General features: G+C 38.7%; 16 protein-coding genes. 4 read left to right on the forward strand and 12 right to left on the reverse strand.

Annotated elements, in window-relative coordinates; all coding sequences use genetic code 11:
• Positions 1 to 27: 27 nt before the first annotated feature.
• The 3 genes from LVD15_RS19500 to LVD15_RS19510 all read right to left on the reverse strand — a co-directional run bounded on the left by LVD15_RS19500 (position 28) and on the right by LVD15_RS19510 (position 2,539).
• Positions 28 to 606 carry a DUF4136 domain-containing protein gene (locus LVD15_RS19500; protein WP_233776884.1) on the reverse strand — a complete coding sequence of 193 codons (579 nt, stop codon included), beginning with the start codon at positions 604 to 606 and terminating at the stop codon, positions 28 to 30.
• A gap of 120 nt (positions 607 to 726) precedes the next feature.
• Positions 727 to 1,923: a DUF3570 domain-containing protein gene (locus LVD15_RS19505; RefSeq protein WP_233776885.1), complete on the reverse strand. Its 1,197-nt coding sequence runs from the start codon at positions 1,921 to 1,923 to the stop codon at positions 727 to 729.
• Complete coding sequence (locus LVD15_RS19510) at positions 1,913 to 2,539, reverse strand: hypothetical protein (protein ID WP_233776886.1); 627 nt, start codon at positions 2,537 to 2,539, stop codon at positions 1,913 to 1,915. Before LVD15_RS19510 ends, LVD15_RS19505 begins: the two co-directional genes overlap by 11 nt.
• 114 nt (positions 2,540 to 2,653) lie before the next feature.
• Between LVD15_RS19510 and LVD15_RS19515 the strand changes: the two genes are divergently transcribed.
• Positions 2,654 to 2,941: a hypothetical protein gene (locus LVD15_RS19515; RefSeq protein WP_233776887.1), complete on the forward strand. Its 288-nt coding sequence runs from the start codon at positions 2,654 to 2,656 to the stop codon at positions 2,939 to 2,941.
• Here the strand turns inward: LVD15_RS19515 and LVD15_RS19520 are convergent.
• The 7 genes from LVD15_RS19520 to LVD15_RS19550 form a co-directional block, all read right to left on the reverse strand.
• Complete coding sequence (locus tag LVD15_RS19520; RefSeq protein ID WP_233776888.1) at positions 2,922 to 4,154, reverse strand: permease; 1,233 nt, start codon at positions 4,152 to 4,154, stop codon at positions 2,922 to 2,924. The genes LVD15_RS19515 and LVD15_RS19520 overlap by 20 nt on opposite strands.
• 122 nt (positions 4,155 to 4,276) lie before the next feature.
• Positions 4,277 to 5,035, reverse strand: a complete 759-nt coding sequence (locus tag LVD15_RS19525) for a DUF4397 domain-containing protein (RefSeq protein WP_233776889.1) — start codon at positions 5,033 to 5,035, stop codon at positions 4,277 to 4,279.
• The gene (locus LVD15_RS19530) at positions 5,022 to 6,311 is read right to left on the reverse strand and encodes an APC family permease (protein ID WP_233776890.1); all 1,290 of its coding nucleotides are present in this window, start codon (positions 6,309 to 6,311) and stop codon (positions 5,022 to 5,024) included. Before LVD15_RS19530 ends, LVD15_RS19525 begins: the two co-directional genes overlap by 14 nt.
• 4 nt (positions 6,312 to 6,315) lie before the next feature.
• On the reverse strand, positions 6,316 to 6,645 hold the full coding sequence (locus LVD15_RS19535) for a four-helix bundle copper-binding protein (protein WP_233776891.1): 330 nt from the start codon (positions 6,643 to 6,645) through the stop codon (positions 6,316 to 6,318).
• 230 nt (positions 6,646 to 6,875) lie between these two features.
• The gene (locus LVD15_RS19540; RefSeq protein ID WP_233776892.1) at positions 6,876 to 7,256 is read right to left on the reverse strand and encodes a hypothetical protein; all 381 of its coding nucleotides are present in this window, start codon (positions 7,254 to 7,256) and stop codon (positions 6,876 to 6,878) included.
• A gap of 90 nt (positions 7,257 to 7,346) precedes the next feature.
• Positions 7,347 to 8,051 carry an SIMPL domain-containing protein gene (locus LVD15_RS19545; RefSeq protein WP_233776893.1) on the reverse strand — a complete coding sequence of 235 codons (705 nt, stop codon included), beginning with the start codon at positions 8,049 to 8,051 and terminating at the stop codon, positions 7,347 to 7,349.
• Between the two features lie 68 nt (positions 8,052 to 8,119).
• Entirely contained in the window at positions 8,120 to 9,265 is a 1,146-nt protein-coding gene (locus LVD15_RS19550; RefSeq protein ID WP_233776894.1) for a Gfo/Idh/MocA family protein, read from the reverse strand.
• 103 nt (positions 9,266 to 9,368) lie between these two features.
• On the opposite strand from LVD15_RS19550, the gene LVD15_RS19555 reads away from it, so the two are divergent.
• Both LVD15_RS19555 and LVD15_RS19560 read left to right on the forward strand, forming a co-directional pair.
• Positions 9,369 to 10,043 carry a TetR family transcriptional regulator C-terminal domain-containing protein gene (locus LVD15_RS19555; RefSeq protein WP_233776895.1) on the forward strand — a complete coding sequence of 225 codons (675 nt, stop codon included), beginning with the start codon at positions 9,369 to 9,371 and terminating at the stop codon, positions 10,041 to 10,043.
• 8 nt (positions 10,044 to 10,051) lie between these two features.
• Positions 10,052 to 11,344, forward strand: a complete 1,293-nt coding sequence (locus LVD15_RS19560; RefSeq protein WP_233776896.1) for an ABC1 kinase family protein — start codon at positions 10,052 to 10,054, stop codon at positions 11,342 to 11,344.
• An 82-nt stretch (positions 11,345 to 11,426) separates the two neighbouring features.
• Here the strand turns inward: LVD15_RS19560 and LVD15_RS19565 are convergent, their stop codons facing one another.
• Both LVD15_RS19565 and LVD15_RS19570 read right to left on the reverse strand, forming a co-directional pair.
• Positions 11,427 to 12,539: a DEAD/DEAH box helicase gene (locus tag LVD15_RS19565; RefSeq protein WP_233776897.1), complete on the reverse strand. Its 1,113-nt coding sequence runs from the start codon at positions 12,537 to 12,539 to the stop codon at positions 11,427 to 11,429.
• Positions 12,540 to 12,647: 108 nt separating this feature from the next.
• The gene (locus LVD15_RS19570) at positions 12,648 to 15,077 is read right to left on the reverse strand and encodes a glycoside hydrolase family 9 protein (RefSeq protein WP_233776898.1); all 2,430 of its coding nucleotides are present in this window, start codon (positions 15,075 to 15,077) and stop codon (positions 12,648 to 12,650) included.
• 183 nt (positions 15,078 to 15,260) lie between these two features.
• Between LVD15_RS19570 and LVD15_RS19575 the strand changes: the two genes are divergently transcribed.
• The gene (locus LVD15_RS19575) at positions 15,261 to 16,397 is read left to right on the forward strand and encodes a putative porin (protein WP_233776899.1); all 1,137 of its coding nucleotides are present in this window, start codon (positions 15,261 to 15,263) and stop codon (positions 16,395 to 16,397) included.
• Positions 16,398 to 16,594 lie beyond the last annotated feature (197 nt).

Below are 16,594 nucleotides of genomic sequence, written 5' to 3' on the forward strand. Positions count from 1 at the left end.
GCCTTTCTTTTACTGATAGTTGAAATTTTACTTCGCCATGCTGGTCATCTGACCTTCTCCTGCACGGTAAGGGTATTTTCCAAATATCATGGAAACACCTTCTCGTATTTCAGTCTGCTTGTTTTCAGTTTGCGGGTTTAAAATACCTGAAGCATAGCCCTGCCATACCAGCTGTCTTTTGCTGCGGTCAATAATGTCTATTACTATACTTCCTTGCTTGGTATTAGAAGTTTCTACATTATTACCCCATGAGTAATAGCCATAGTAGGGGTAGGGATTATAGTTTTTACTGGTGATCTTCTGCTCCACTATTACCTGAGGGTTGATCAGTAAGTCCGGGTTTTCACTGGAGAGGGTATAGCCTCTTCCTGTCATTTCTTCTTCTATTGATTTTTTTAGCCTTTTTTTAATCAATGTATTATAAAACAGAGGCTCATTATTCTTGTCTCCGTTTTCGTTTTGAAAGTTATCAGACCAATAGAAAGTTTGGTAATTACTAAAGTCAGCATCTCTATCATAGTCTGTGTTTACTGCAGTGGAAACGGCTGTACAACCGGTAAGCCATAATGAGATTAATCCTATTCCTAATATATTCCATTTCTTCATATTTCCTCCTTTTTTATAGTCAAACTCACAGTTTTATAACGAATTAGGAGGTGGTAATGTTGAGTCAATAAAGGAGAAATGTGCTTTTTTGGAGAATTTAAATAATTGAAATAGAAGTGTTTAGTTTCGTTTATTAGCTAAAATGCTAATATCACAGTTCAGGCTTATAAGGAAGGCTTCAAGCCCGTCGCTACGCCTATAATTGGCGGCTCTTATTGCTATGCCTTTAAGGATTGATAGCTTATTTTTACTCAGTTTCATTCTTCCAATTCCATAAAGAGGAGAATAGTAAATACCCAGGCCAAGCTTATGGCTATTGAAGCCAGAGAGATCATAGTCTGAAGTGTAATATTCCTGATCAATGGAATGTTGCTGATAGGCAGCGAAAAAATCAGCTTTGGTCTGAGTATGAAATCGATAAAAAGGGCTGATGGTTAGGTACGGCGTTATTGAAATGGGGAGTTCTATATCAGCGGTATGCGCTGCAATACCAAAATCATCAGCATAGTAGCGGTAAAAAAATCGGCCTATAAAGTAATCGTTAATATAATAGTTAAGTCTGAGGCCAAGTGGGTATTTCCAGCGGCTATCGGGCAGTTTTTCTATTTTGGGTAGGTCTTCATCAACAAAGTAAACACGATGAAAAGGAGTAGACAATAAGCCTTTTTGATAAACCAGGTCAAAAAGGAGTGAAGCCTGCAGTTTTTTATTGATTACCTGAGAATACACGGCAGATAGGGCATATGAATTTCTCTTATTGGTAGTGATAATAGCATTATTGGTACCTCTGATTTCTTCGGGAAAAATAGGCAGCCAAGTGTCAAAGTAAGCGCTTGCATTAAGCCCCAGTTCGCGGTTATCATCATCAGAACCGATAGACCAACCGCCTTTTATATAAGTAGAAAGGTAATCTGTTTCGGTAGACCCGCCAGCACTGATTGAGTAAGTGTGGCGATCATTATAGTCTTTAGTGTAGCCTACCTCTGCAGAGGCACGGACATCCTCTCTGCTGGCTGATGACATGCGGCTATCGATATTATCTGTAGAGGCCGAAGTATAGACGTTAAGATGTGTGTAGAAGAATATGGCACTGATTGAATCTAGCGGTATATTGATGTCTATTTCAGTGGCTCTGTCTTGCAAGTCTTGGGTTCCGGTGCCTCCGGTTACAGCGGCATGGTCACCGTCTTGTGAGTAGTAGTTAAACAAAAAATTAACATCTATCTCCTTTTTCTCTTCTGCCTGGCCGTAAGCCCAAGAGGAAATAAGGCTTAAGCTTATTAGTAATAATATGCTTTTTATTGGTTTACAATGCATGAAAGCGGAGGCCTAATAAAAGTGAAAGATTACGAATTAAATGCTTAGTGTTCTCCTCTTCAGGCTTAATAGTCATGGCTACATATTGAAGCTGCAAGTGCAGAGAGGTGTTTTTACCCAAGCCAAACTGATTAGATGCTCCTATTTTAAGGTACGTTTTGCTGTCATCATTTTCATGGCCTATATAGGTGGCAGAAGTATCAAACCATCCGTAGGCTACAGAAGGACCAAGTTTATAATTAGGGCTTTTAATAAGGAAAAACTCTGTAGTAATGAAGGCTGATCTGAAAGTAATATGTTCATCGCTTATGGCATATTTATTTCTCACGGCATTGTCATTATAGGCGATAAGCTCGTGTTCACCTAAACTGCTGTAGTTTACACCTGCTCCCACATTCCAGGTATTAGTTATACAGTACAGTGCATTGAAGCCAAAATCAAGATTAGCGATATAGTGTGAGCGATCCCACTGCTGAATATCACTTTTGTCATAAACCCACCAGCCAGCTCCTGCGCTGAATGTAGGCTCTATTATTAGTCTTTTTTCTGGCTGCTTTTGAGCATATGTAGTAAGGGATAAACCACAGAGCAGCAATAATAATAGAGGGTTTCTCATGAGGTGTTAAAGATACTCAGAAAGTGATGAATCAATTGTGGTGGAAAATTAAGAAATTATGTTTTAGGTACAGAAAGATTAATCAGATTATAATATAAGAAAATTGATATACAGATGATTAATTACTATATTGATATCATGGTGACTAAGGAGATGTTCGATGGCTTTACTTTTGATGAGAGGTATGAGATAATTCTGACAAATGGTGTTTTCTTAAAAGAATGTCATCATTTTGAGAAGCTCCTCAAGCTGTATAAGCTTGAGAATTTCTTAGTTGAAGCTTGTTTTAATGATAAACACCGGCTTATTCAGGTAGAAGTGATATCACACCGGTCGGCCATGTTCTTTTATGGCATTTCAGATAAAGTATTTAGCGCTTCCATTACAGGAGGGCATATTTAATTATTATCCCTCCCAGAAGCCAGATATAAGCTATTATTGCTAACACTTTCAATATACTTTCTAGTTTTCCTTTATCTGCCATGGCGTGTCCGTGGTGATGTCCTCCATCTTTGGGCTTTTTACTTTTGAACCAAATTAATAGTCCAGAGATAGCTAAAAAGGCAATATTTAGAAAGAAAGTGTAATTGATTTTGAAGTGCTCCTGATCTTGCATTCCTTGTCCACTCTGCGTTTCAGGCAGTATATCTAAAAAGCTGAAACCATAATGTAATAAGAGTGAAGAGCCTATTAAGGCTACAAAGAGGGTTAATAAAATGTAAAGGGCCATTTTCCAACCATAATATTTGGCATTAATTCTTAATACCGGGAATACTACCAAATCACTGAAAATAAAAGCCATTACTCCGGCAAAGCTCACACCATTAGAATACAGCAATGACGCCAACGGTATATTACCCATAGATCCTATGAAGGTGGTAAATGCGGCAACCGGACCAACTAATACATGCTCTAATACTTGCACAAAGGAGAGGCTATCGGCTCCACCGTTTCCAGTACCTATAAATAGTGTTTGGTAGAAGCTTTTAGGAACAAAAGCGGCTATTATTCCGGCTATGGTAAAACCGATGGTAACATCTTTCCATACCATTTTCCATTCCATGATGTACTGCATCCCTACTTTATGCCAGCCTTTAAAGCTTTTGATCTCTTTGCGCCAGTCAGGTGAATCCATTTGATGGCCTTCCTCTTCATTGCTGAATTTTTCTCTGACTTTCTTAATAAGCTTTTGAGGTTTAGTCAGTTTTATGAAAACCCAGGAGATGAGTATGAGTAATAGACCTCCCACATATTCACCCACCACAAATTGCCAGGTAAGGAAAATACTTATTACTATTCCTAGCTCTATCACCAGGTTGGTGGAGGCCAGTAAAAAGGCGATAGAGGGTATAAATCCTGCACCTTTTTTGAATAATGACTTGGTGGTGGCCAGCGCAGCAAAGCTACAGGAGCTAGATATGAAACCGAAAAATGTGGCCAGACCTACTTCTTTGGCTCCGGCTCCGCCCATAGATTTTTTCATGCGGTCTTGCGTAACAAAGACCTGGATCATACTACTAACAATGTAGCCTAAAGCAAAAGCCCATAGTGCTGACCAGAAAAAGCCTAAAGTGGTATATGCTGATTCTCCCCATTTTTCTAAAAATCCTGACATAATTATATTTTGTTTTATTAAAATATAAAAGAGCTAATGCTTAATGCTCTTACTAATCATTTATATATACAATTGATAAAGTACCAAATTGTTATGGTTAATGTGTCTTTATAGTATTGAGACTAATTCTTCTGCATCATAAGTGCTTTCGACTTATTTTCAAGTACTATAGTTTTCATTTCTCTGGCATCATTCATATTGGGGCCTGTAAATATGGTGTAAACATACCCTGCAGTAGTTTTTAGTTCAATTTCAGATACCGTTATATCCCCTTTTTTTATCTCGTATCTATGGCTTCCACCAGTTATCTTTTTCATGTCAGTGTTATGAGGGTAGAGTACCTTCTTAAATAATTTTGAATTTTGTTCTTGCACAGATAGTGGAGTAGAAGAGGGGCTAACATTAACAAAACGGACATAAGGAGCTTTTGTGCTACCGTCGTAGTTGTCTCTTAACATATACCATTGAGGCATAAAGTTGTTGTCATCTTTGGTTTCTCCTCCAAAAAGCTTCTTCAATTTAAAAATGGTAGTATATTCATTGGTTTGAATATCATCAGTTAGCATGCCTGCTAATACTAGGGTGTAAAAACCATTAGCACCTATTACAAATTCTTGCTCCAGAACTTTTTCATTCTCTATAAGAATTGAAAATTGGTAATGATCTGGTGAGAGATTAACGTATTTCATAGACTTTCCATAGTCAATAGTAAATACAACTTGCTCTCCATTTTTCAGATTAGTTATTGTGAGTTTTGCCTCAGGTGCTTCTATAAAATTAACGAGCCTAAAATGAGCATCTTTCTGTTTTGCTGAGGCAGAATGGAATGAAAAAGAAGCCAATAAGGCTATTACTATTACAATTAAGCTACTCTTTCTCATAATTATCGGACTTATTGATTTTGGCTAATATGGCTGGCCTGCCAAATATGATAATAACCCCTAAACCCCCTAATAAAGCTAAGCTTACAGGGTTAATGATAGCTAGCCTGGCTGTAAGAATAATTAAAACAATTCCGCCCACTATAAGGCCAGTCATGGGAATCCATTTGCGTGAATTAAATTTTTTCAGGGCTATATAGTTAACGGAGAGAAATGTGAAAAGGAAAACTAAAGACGCAGCTTCTACCAGAGTGGATAAAGATCCTAAAATCGCAAGTAAAGCAGCAAGTACTCCTATTACAATCACTGATCGGTCGGGTACATCATTATCATTTTTGTGCTCAAAGAAGTACGGCATTTCACCATCCTTGGCTACCCGAGCTGTTAACTTAGCGGTAGAAAATAAAGTGGAGTTGATAGCAGCAGCAGTGGCCAAACCAGCAGCAACAATAATCATTATAAAGCCAGGCATGCCTAGTCCTTCTTTAGCAGCAACGGCTAGCGCTACTTGCTTTTCATCTATAGTGGTAAGTGCTCCGGCTAGCATAACCGCTCCAAGAGCTACCATAATGTAAATGATTACTACAAACAATACTCCTGACATTACTGCAGGGAATAATCTTTTTTTAGGTTTTTTGATTTCATCATATTCATAGGTAAGCAATTGAAAGCCTTCATATGACACGAAAATGGCTGCTGCACCAATGGGTGCACTCCAAATACTTTTAGGCTCAGCACCAGCCATAAGTTGCAAAGAATCCCACTGAGAGAGTCCGTAAATAGCCAGGATTAAAAGTGCAATGAGGTTAGCCCAAACAATTATTATTTCTACTATAGCTAACTTACCTGCCCCCATAAGGTTTAGGAAGATCATAAGTGCTACTATGCCAATAGCAAGGACTCTTGTTAGCCAAGGACCGGCGTCAAAGGCAAATGAAATATAATGTCCGAAAGCAAATGCATAGAGAGCTATGGTTAAGACATAGCCAACTACTAGTAGCCAGGAAAGGCTCCCAGCTATTCCATTAAGGTTAATATCTCGCAAATACTCAAAAGCGCCACCGCTTTCTTCAAACTTATTGGCTAATTTTACATAGCTATATGCAGATGTAATAGCTATTATACCTGCTATAGCAAAACTCAGCCAAGACCATTGCATTGCTACTGCTACTACCACGCCTAAGGCGGTGTAGATACCACCGCCTACCATTCCTCCGGCAGTAAGAGACCATACAGAGGCAAAACCCAGGTTGCCTCCTTTGGATGAGTTACTCATAGTTTTACGCAGCCACTGCGTTCAAATATTCTTCGCAGATTTCAGCACAGGCTTTACAGGCGTTAGCACATATCTTACAGTGGTCATGGTCATGCTTAGCACATTCTTTTGCACAATCATTACATACGTCTTTGCATAGTTGAAGCGCAGCCTCAGTATATTCAGAATTACCTGAAACATAAGCGGCAGTTAGAGAGCAAATAGCCGCGCAGTCTCTGTCAGTTCTGATGCATCTAATCATAGCTTTTACATTTTCTTCTCCCAAGCAAGCATCAGCACAGTTATCACAAGCGATAGAACATTCAGATAATCTTTTTAATAATTCAGTATTCATAGTGGTACAAGTTTTCTTAGTTAGTCTTTATAGAAGTGCTTCAAATACACTTGTTTCACCTATATACAACTGCTGTGCCTAATGGCTTATGTACCTTTAATAGGGGAAATGCCCTTTTTTTGTAGGGAAAGAATTCTACAGTTGGGGGATAATTATGCCAGATTAAGGCTTAAATAAAAAAAAGAGGCTGATTGCGGCAGCCTCTTCCATGCGTAAGTATCTAAGTGGACTTATATTTTTATTAGTTCTGCCGCTATATTGTATTTAGTCACCAGATCTTTAGTGAACTTCATAGATCCATGCGGCACAAATATTTGAAAGGCACCTTCTTTAATAGTAGCCATAGTGGATAGTAACTTCCATTTATTGACTAGCTTTTGTGTGTCTTTCACTTTTTTTGACAGTTCAAAGTATGCTTTTTTTCCAGATTTGCTTTTTGCAGTGATATCAGGAATAAATACGTCATTGTTGTTCTGATTAACAAGTTTTGCTGGCGTATCAAATTCTGGTAAATCTGCTCTGATGTTATCAAAACCAAGATTTTCTACTTTTTCAACTGCCATTTCTAATTTTTCCTGATATCCTGTTTTTTCTCTGTTTTGTTTTAGCATAAAGTCTGTTTTTTAGTTACACACTGCTTAATAGATAACTAAAAAAAATGACAAAATCAATTTTTAGAACAGTGAATTAATAAAATAGTCCTATTTTATTTCAAACACAGCTCGCATTTCAGACCTAATAGTGATGTTTTTAAAATCAAGTTCACTCTGGTAATCCATGCTAGCTGATTCTGATTTCATCATAGCCACATTAGACATTCTCATAGGGGTAGGCGCATTGTAATCAATCTCTTCAATTTCAAGAGCTGAGCCTATTTCTTCATCTATACCTGTTAAAAGAAATTCAGCTTTTTCCTTAGCCATTTTCAAGGCCTTAATTTTAAGCTCTTTACGATATTCTTCTATTTTTGAGTGAGATACTTCATCTACGCCCATGCTGTTAACCCCTTCAGAGTCTAATTTCGCTACAAGGTCATTGATCATTTTTACATTGCTCACTTTTAGCCTGAAGCTTTTTGTGGCCATAAAATCATCACTACGCTTTTTACGAGGATCCCAGTTATAGCCATAAATATTATCTACTTGCAGACTTTCCTGTGGTAGACCAAGGCTTTTTACTGCTTTTACCAGTTCGGCCTCCAGCTTATTCATCTCTACCTTTTTAGAGCCATCTTTATATTCTTTTAAAGCTATTCTAATAAAAATCTCATCAGGAATAATCTCCATTTCGGCACTTCCTCTAACTTCTATTTTTTTAACAAGTGGGCCATTATTGTTTACCATTTGCTGAGCAAAAGCTGATATCCCGATAAGTAGCATTGCTACGATTAATGTTGTTCTTTTCATAAGTTGTTATTCGTTGTTTAATAGTATGATGTATTAAGACACCATATTCCATAAAACCGTTTGAATAACTACCAAACTAATTTTACCGGTTCTTTCTTATCAGCTGATTCATAGATAGATGTAATTATCTTCATATCTCGTAATCCCATCTCACCAGGTACTTTTGACTTTTCGTTATTCATTACGCACTTGGCAAAGTCATCCATTTGTAAGGCCTGCTGGTTGATGGGCGGGTAGGTAAGCTTTTCATCACTGGTTTCTCCTTTTATGCCAGAGTAGGAGTATGCTGGCTTTAGCTCCCACCAGCCTTTTTCGGCTTCAGCCCTAAGGAAGTTGCCAGAATCATAATAACTGGTAGTAGCATCAGCGGTGGCTCCGCCAGGAAATTTTAGAGTAAAGTCAATAGACTGCTCTACGTCCTTGAATATATCTGGCCTGGTCACTTCTCCATACTTAGCAGACACTTCTATAGGATTTTTGCCCATAGTATATAAGGCCCCTTGCAATACATAAATACCAATATCCATTAGCGGACCCCCGCCGGCAAGATCTTGCTTGGCCCTCCAGGCATGTGGATCATTTAGCTTAAAGCTATGGGCACCAGTTATCTTTTTTACTTTACCATACACTTCTTTTTGTCCCAGTTCACTCACCTTTAAGTTGTAAGGATCAAAATGAAGTCTATAGCCAATAGAGAGGTGTACATCGTTTTCTTTGCAGGCCGCTATCATTTGTTCGCACTCTTCTACGGAAATAGCCATAGGCTTTTCGCAAATAACATGCTTGCCAGCCTTGGCTGCTCTTATGGTGTATTCTGCATGCATAAAATTGGGTAGCACCACATAAATAATGTCGATGTCGTCGTTATTGGCTATTTCGTCATAGTTTTCATAGTTGTAGACATTGGCCTTAGGTATGTCGTACTTTTTCATCCAGACTTCTTCTTTGCTAGGTGTACCAGTTACAATGCCTGCCAGGTGACAGTTTTCTGTTTTTTGCAAGGCAGGAGCTAACTGATAGGTGGCATAACTGCCGAGGCCTACCAGAGCTATGCCCAGGCTTTCTTTAGTAGCTGGGGCTTTTTCGGTTGTACTTTCGGCTGGCTTGTTCTTGCCACTGCAAGATAGTAAGTAGGAAGAGCCCAGAGACAGCGCTCCGGCGGCCATAGAGCTTTTAATGATGAAATTTCTGCGGTTTTCAGACGTTTTTTTCATAGGTTTTAGGTGATTTAGGTGTTGTCAATCTGAACGTGTGCCTTTGTAATTTTGTTCTTACAGAGGCAAAACTTAATCGACTAATAAAGCGTTTATTCAAGATATGGAAACAAAAGCAAAAAAGACTAAAAAAGCAGCCCCAAAAACGGATATAGCAGGCAAAATTCAAGATGCCTATAAAAAACATGTTTTGCTTAATGGAGAAGTACCCCCTTCGGTATTTAAGTTTATGATGGACTTAAAAATGAATGAAAGCGAATTTTATCTTTATTACGGATCTTTTGCTTCCATAGAAAACTCTATTTGGCAGAAATATATAGATGATACAATAGCTACCTTACATAAAGACTCTGTTTACCCTGAATACACGGTAAGAGAGAAATTATTGGCCTTTTATTATACTTTAATAGAAGTGCTGAAACAAGATAGGAGCTTTGTAATGCACTCACTAAAATCTTTGAAGAAGTCACCAGAGTTGACTCCGGGTTTTATGAAAGGTTTTAAGGCAGAATACTTACAATTTATTCAGCAATTGGTTGATGAAGGAATGGAAAGCGAAGAGATAGTGAAGAGACCATTGATTTCAGAGCGGTATAAAGATGGACTTTGGCTACAGCTGTTATTTGTGTTAAGGTATTGGAGCAAAGATGAAAGCGCCAATTTCACCAATACAGATGCTGCTATAGAAAAGTCAGTAAACCTGTCTTTTGAACTCATGGGAAGAGGTCCACTGGATATGATAGTGGATTTTGCCAAGTTTATGTATCAGTCACGATAATTAATTGAATGAAAGAACAGATTAATATACCTACCTCAAAGGTACAGCGGGCCAGTAAGTTTATTAAAACAGGAGCGAAGGTAGGTGGTAATTATATAAAGCATTACAGTAAAAAGCTTTTTGATAAAGACTTGAATAATGATGAGTTGCATCTTGAGAATGCTACTGATATTTATGAGTCTTTAAGTGAGCTAAAAGGTAGTGCGCTCAAGGTGGCTCAGATGCTGAGTATGGATAAAAACATGCTGCCTACGGCTTATCAGGATAAGTTTTCCATGTCACAGTATAGTGCTCCACCATTATCTTATCCTTTAGTAGTAAAGACTTTTCAGCAATATCTGGGAGATTCTCCTGATAAGATATTCGATTCATTTACTCGCTCAGCGGTTAATGCAGCCTCTATTGGTCAGGTGCATAGAGCTACCCTTAAGGGAAAGAAGCTGGCAGTAAAGGTGCAATATCCTGGTGTGGCCGATTCTATTAGCTCTGACTTGAAGATGGTGAGGCCTATTGCCGCGCGCATGTTTAATTTAGGGAGAGCAGAGCTAGAGCAGTACATTGAGGAAGTGGAGTCTAAGCTCATAGAAGAAACTGACTATAAATTAGAGCTGGAGCGTTCGCAGGAGATCACCAAGCTTTCATCGCATTTAGATAATGTGGTGTTTCCTAACTATTATCCTGAGTTTTCTAGTGCAAGGATATTAGTGATGGACTGGCTTGATGGCCATCATTTAAAAGACTGGATAAGCCATAAACCTTCTCAGGAGTTACGAGATAAAGTAGGGCAGGCACTATGGAATTTTTATGATTTTCAAATCCACCAACTTAAACAAGTACATGCTGATCCGCATCCGGGAAATTTCATAATAACTACTGGTAACAAAGTAGGAATTATCGACTTCGGTTGTGTGAAAGTGATTCCTGAAGACTTCTATGAAAAGTACTTCCAGCTGATGCGTAGCGATGTGCTCAACGGAGATTTTGATTTAGAAAAGCTTTTCCTTGACCTGGGATTTTTGGCTAAGACAGATACACCTGAGGAGAGATCATTTTTCATGAAAGTATTTGTGGAGCTGATTGACCTGTTAGGAAAGCCTTTTAGGTCTAAAGAATTTGATTTTGGTGATGATGAATACTTCTCTCAGATCTTTGAACTGGGGGACAGAATGTCTCGCATGAAAGAAATAAGGCACTCTAAAACGGCGCGAGGCAATAAGCACGGATTGTACATTAATCGTACTTATTTTGGATTGTATAATCTACTTAATATGCTAAGAAGTAAGGTGGTGATATCTTCTTAAGAAGAAGAATAGAACTAACTTTTATACCAAATATTTATTAAAAAAAGGCTGTCAATCTATGATTGACAGCCTTTTTTTGTGATTATCTTACCTGAATAAAGCTTAGGTGAAGTGCTTTCTCTAAGTATCGTAGTTGTTTCATTTCAGGGGTAGTTACAATAGCCAATGAAACTCCTTTGTTACCTGCTCTGGCAGTTCTTCCACTTCGGTGAGTGTAATATTCTTCTTTGTCAGGTAATTCATAATGAATAACAAATGAAAGGTCTGGTATATCAATACCTCTTGCCGCAAGGTCAGTGGCTATGAGTAATTGCAGGCTTTCATTTTTAAAGGCACGCATTACTTTATCTCTTTCTTTTTGCAGCAGATCTCCATGGATGGCATCTGCAGCTACATTTTTAGCAATTAGCTGCTTAGCAACAGTTTTAGTGGCCTTTTTTGTTTTACAGAATACAACGCCTCTATTACCTTTTTGTGTTTTGAGAAATTCCAGCATTACCTGTAGCTTGTCAGCTTCCTGGGTAATCACAAATTGGTGAACTATGTTTTTATTCACCACCTCCTTTTTATTGATCTCAATACGATGGGCATCGGCAGCCATATGCTGGTTTACAATCTGTCTGATACCATGAGGCATAGTAGCAGAGAACAACCATTTGTTTTTTACTTTACTAAGAAAGCCAAGAATCTGATCGAGTTCTTTTTTGAACCCCATGCTCAGCATTTCGTCGGCTTCGTCAAGTATTACGGTTTTAACATGTGAAAGGTCAACCGCTTTTTTGTTTACCAAATCTATTAAACGGCCGGGAGTAGCCACTATGATATGTGTTGGTCGCTTTAGAGCTGCTATTTGTTTATCTATCTGAGCTCCACCATATACAGCTTCTGTAAATATCTTATCAGTGTACTTAGTGAATTTGAAAAGCTGTTTGGCTACTTGCTGTCCTAGTTCGCGGGTAGGGCAAAGAATTAAAGCTTGTACCACCTTTTTGGTAGGATCTACCTTTTGTAGCAGCGGAAGACCATAGGCTGCAGTTTTTCCTGTGCCTGTTTGAGCCTGGCCTACCAGGTCAGTATCTCCTGAGAGTAACACAGGTATTACTTCATTTTGTATTTGAGAGGGGGTGATTATCCTTAATTCCTCAAGGCCTTTAACGAGCTGTGGCGTTACACCTAGTTCTTTGAAAGTAGTCAAAACAATGTTATTTAAATATAGTCTGCAAATGTAGTCATTATGAAGCTTGGTAACTAGTGTAAATCTTTACTGCGGTAAAAAGAAATTAATTATAAAAGGAGCTGGATTTTATTTTTTCAGCAAATGATTAACCGCCAACACCAAAAACATATAGTTAGTAGCTCCACCGCCCATTACATATTCTGTCTGTTGCCAAAAGAAGGGCCACACTTTTAGTTCTGGCAAGTCAGGACGGATGAGAGCGGTTCCGGAAGCTACCCCGCCAGGGATATAACTCCACTCGGCACGATTTACACCATAAGCTACAGTTACTGATTTCGAGCCAACGCCAGAGGCAAATGAAGAGGTGTTTTCTCCCGGGTGCACTCCTAATACAAAGTTCAATGCATTGATGGTTAGGTCAGCAGGAGCAAACTCTGGCCAGCCCTTATGGAAAAAGTATTGCTCTACACCGAACCGTTGCAAACCCCAGCCTGCACCCCAAATGTTCGGTTTATAGGGTACACCGAAAGGGGTTTCTGTTTTTTGCTTCTTTAATTCTTGTTGGAAATCAGCCGCTGCTGTGGTCATGGTGTTTTTAAATTTTTTGTTGTCAATAGCATGGATGACATGACCTATAGCCCAACCGCAGTTGGCCATTCGAGCGGTAATCTCGGGAGCCATTTTTATAAGCTCATCTTTGAATTTTTGATCCTTGGTGGTGAGTATTATTTCTGACAATGCTAGCACGCGGTTATCTATGCCTTTTGCTTTTTCCTTCGCGGAAGCATATAATGACAAAGCTACTTCAAGGCATTCATCAGCAAGATCTTTATCGGAAGTTTTCAAGACTCGAGCCACAGCAGCTAATCCGGCAGCCACATAAAGCTCTCTATCAGGATTATCTTCAGTAAATACCAGGCGGTCGTCGGGTCTTCCTTTTTGATTATACACTTTATTGTCTGTCATGTTAACAGCATCTCCAAGCATAACATATTGCCTCAGATCAGAGCATATAATTCCTCTGTAGAGCCTACCCATAGACCTATAGCCTCCCAGTATGTTGGCCAATCCATGCTTTATTTGTTGTAAGGCGTCAGATTCTCCGTCAGGCACATGAATTTCAACCAATTGCTTTTCTTCATCTATAAGGGTCGCATCATAGTCTAGCCCAAATTCATCAATCATCAGAGCTAGCATCCAGACGGTGCCTATTTGAGATTCCACCCGCAGGTCATAATCGCCGGCATCATGCCAGCCACCACGGTCTAGCTGAGGCACATGTTCCAAAGGTTTATATTTAGTAAGTGTAGCAGGGCCTTGTACATATCCATCAAAATGATTTGAATCTAGCGGAGCCATCAGAGCATCATCTAAGTGACAGCGCCCATGCCACACGCGGTATTTTTCATTGACTCTCATGTGGCACATTTGGACAGGTAGAAAATATTCCAACGTAGGTTGCCACACCTGCCGATCATAAACATCGTCTCCAATTTTAAAGGCATGCGTTTGCTTACCTCTATACTCAAGGAAATACATGCCTTGAGTTTTCACCTCTGTAAAATCAAAGGTTTTGTATTGATACCTTAAGAAGGTTCCCCAATCTTCTGGTACAACTGATTTTACTTCTTGCTGTCCATTTTTGCCTAAGCGTAATAGTTTTATGTTAGAAGACTGATGGTCTTCTTTATCCATTTCTATAACAGCAATTTTCTCCTGCTCAGTAGTATAACCTACCTGAGAGACCTGAATCACCGGAGTGTATTGCCAGTTAGGGATAACATGAGGCGTAATAATCCATTCAATGGCCTTTTGGGTTTTATTAGCGGGTATTTGGGATCTTACTATGTACCAGCCATTGTTATGATTTGAGCGGCCGTCCCACAGCTCAAGTTCTGCATCGGAAGTAATCAGCATTCTTTGTTTATCACTCTCAGGAGCTATGGTTAGTTCATGACCAGTAGCTAGAGGGGTGTTTAAATTTTCATCATTTATATACTTGATAGGGCCATAAGGCTGAGCTGGAAATATGCCATACTGCTCATCCATAATAAAGCTTTTACCAAATAGGTCTCCCGGAAATAATTCTAAATTGAATCCCATTTTACCCACCCATTCTTGCGGAATGGCGTTTTCCAGGTTGACTGAAACTTTGAATGAGCTGTTTTTAAGAGGCTCTACTTCTACGTTATAGGTAAACTGTAAATCAGGATAGTCAATAGGATTAAAGCCCGTTCTGTTTTTGGAAGAGTCCGGATACCATAATTTTTGAGATAGAGTCTGATTTTCTTTGTCAACCGTCAGCTTTCCTCCTTTAGGCATGGGAGACCATTGGCCTGGAGAAATTTCTAAACGAACATCTCCATTGGCAGCGACTCTTACGCCATGTTGTATAATAGTCACTCCGGTTTGATGACCATCAGGATAAATATCACTGAAGACCGTGACATTCAAACCAGGCATTTCTAAATAATTCTGATCATTAAGCTTAAGGTTCGATTGGGCAAACAGTTGGTTTAGCCCCAAAAAAAGGATTAGGCAAAGTAGTGATTTCATGAGAGTAGGGTTTTTATTAAATATAAGGAATTATTAAGACGAGGAACTTATTATGAATTATCTATTATGAATTATCTAATATGAATTATTATTAAAAAGTTGTTGCTGGGAGTTGGTATAAGCGTTAACTTCAGTAAGAAGAAGGGAAATTGACGCGGGATAACCTTAACCTGACCTGATTCCATGAGATTTGCTACTACATTCCTACTGTTATTTATGGCGCTGCATTCTGCCTATTCACAGATTGATAGTTTAACAGCTTCCAAATTATCTTTTACCGCAGATTTTAGATTTAGAATAGAACAAGACTGGGATTCTCGCAAGTCTGACGGCTCCTATAGAGATGACCGATCGCGGCTGAGGTACAGACTTCGGTTCGGTGCCAGCTACCAATATAATGAATGGGCTTCTTTTGGTACGAGGATAAGAACGGGTACCTATAGCAATCAGCAAGACCCGCATATTACGTTGGGTAGTGGGGGAGGAGAGTTCGAAATATTGCCTTTGGGTTTTGAGAAGTTATACTTTAAAGGCCAATACAAATGGTTTTCAGGCTGGATTGGTAAGAACACTTATCCTTTTCAGAAACAGAACGAATTATTCTGGAGTGATAACGTATACCCTGAAGGCATATTTTTACAAGGTCATTTTAATAAATTGTCTTGGTTTCCTGCTTTTGACGTAAAGGTTGGGCATTTTATCATAGGCTCGGCCGGAAGGTCCTTTGCAGATGATGGCTACATGGAAGGGATACAGCTGGTAACTACCTGTATGTCTAAGCGATTGAAGTTCTTTCCGGCTTATTATTACTTCCATAATTTGCCATTAGTGCCAGATGGCAATGCCAGTGAGCTCATTAAATATTCGATATTACATTTAGGTGCTAATTATAAGTTGAGTGATAAGCCTGCCGTAAGTATTGGAGTAGACTATTATAATAATTTACAAAGTTATGATGATGCAGAATCTATTTCCTCCATGTTAAAAGAGGAGAGAGAAGGCTTGGTGCTAGGGCTATTATATGGAGACTTTAAAAAGGCAGGAGATTATACTGTTGGTTTATATTACACCTATTTGGAGCGATTTGCTGCAGTAGATTTTATGGCACAAAATGACTGGGTCAGGTGGGACTATTCTTCTTATGATTCACCAGCTGGCAGGTTAACTAATTTTCAAGGGCTGGAGATTATGGCGGGGTATATGATAAATGCCAATTTTAAACTCAAGGCCAGATATTTTAATGTAAGGCAGCTCCATGCCTATGGCGATGACACAGAAAACGGTCAGCGCATTCGTTTAGATCTTGATATAGGCTTTTAAGTTGATTATTAATATTTTATTAGAAAATCTTGGTTAAATTATTAACAATCGATTGCGTAGTTGATATATTGTTTTTAAATTCAATAAGTAAAAAGATTTATAAATGGACTTTTCAATCGTTTGAATAAAAAACAAACGGTTGTTTTATGAAGATTTAAATAGACCTATCGATGACATAGAAAAATAAATATTGAACC

The sequence above is a fragment of the Fulvivirga maritima genome, from assembly GCF_021389955.1.
GTDB lineage: Bacteria > Bacteroidota > Bacteroidia > Cytophagales > Cyclobacteriaceae > Fulvivirga > Fulvivirga maritima.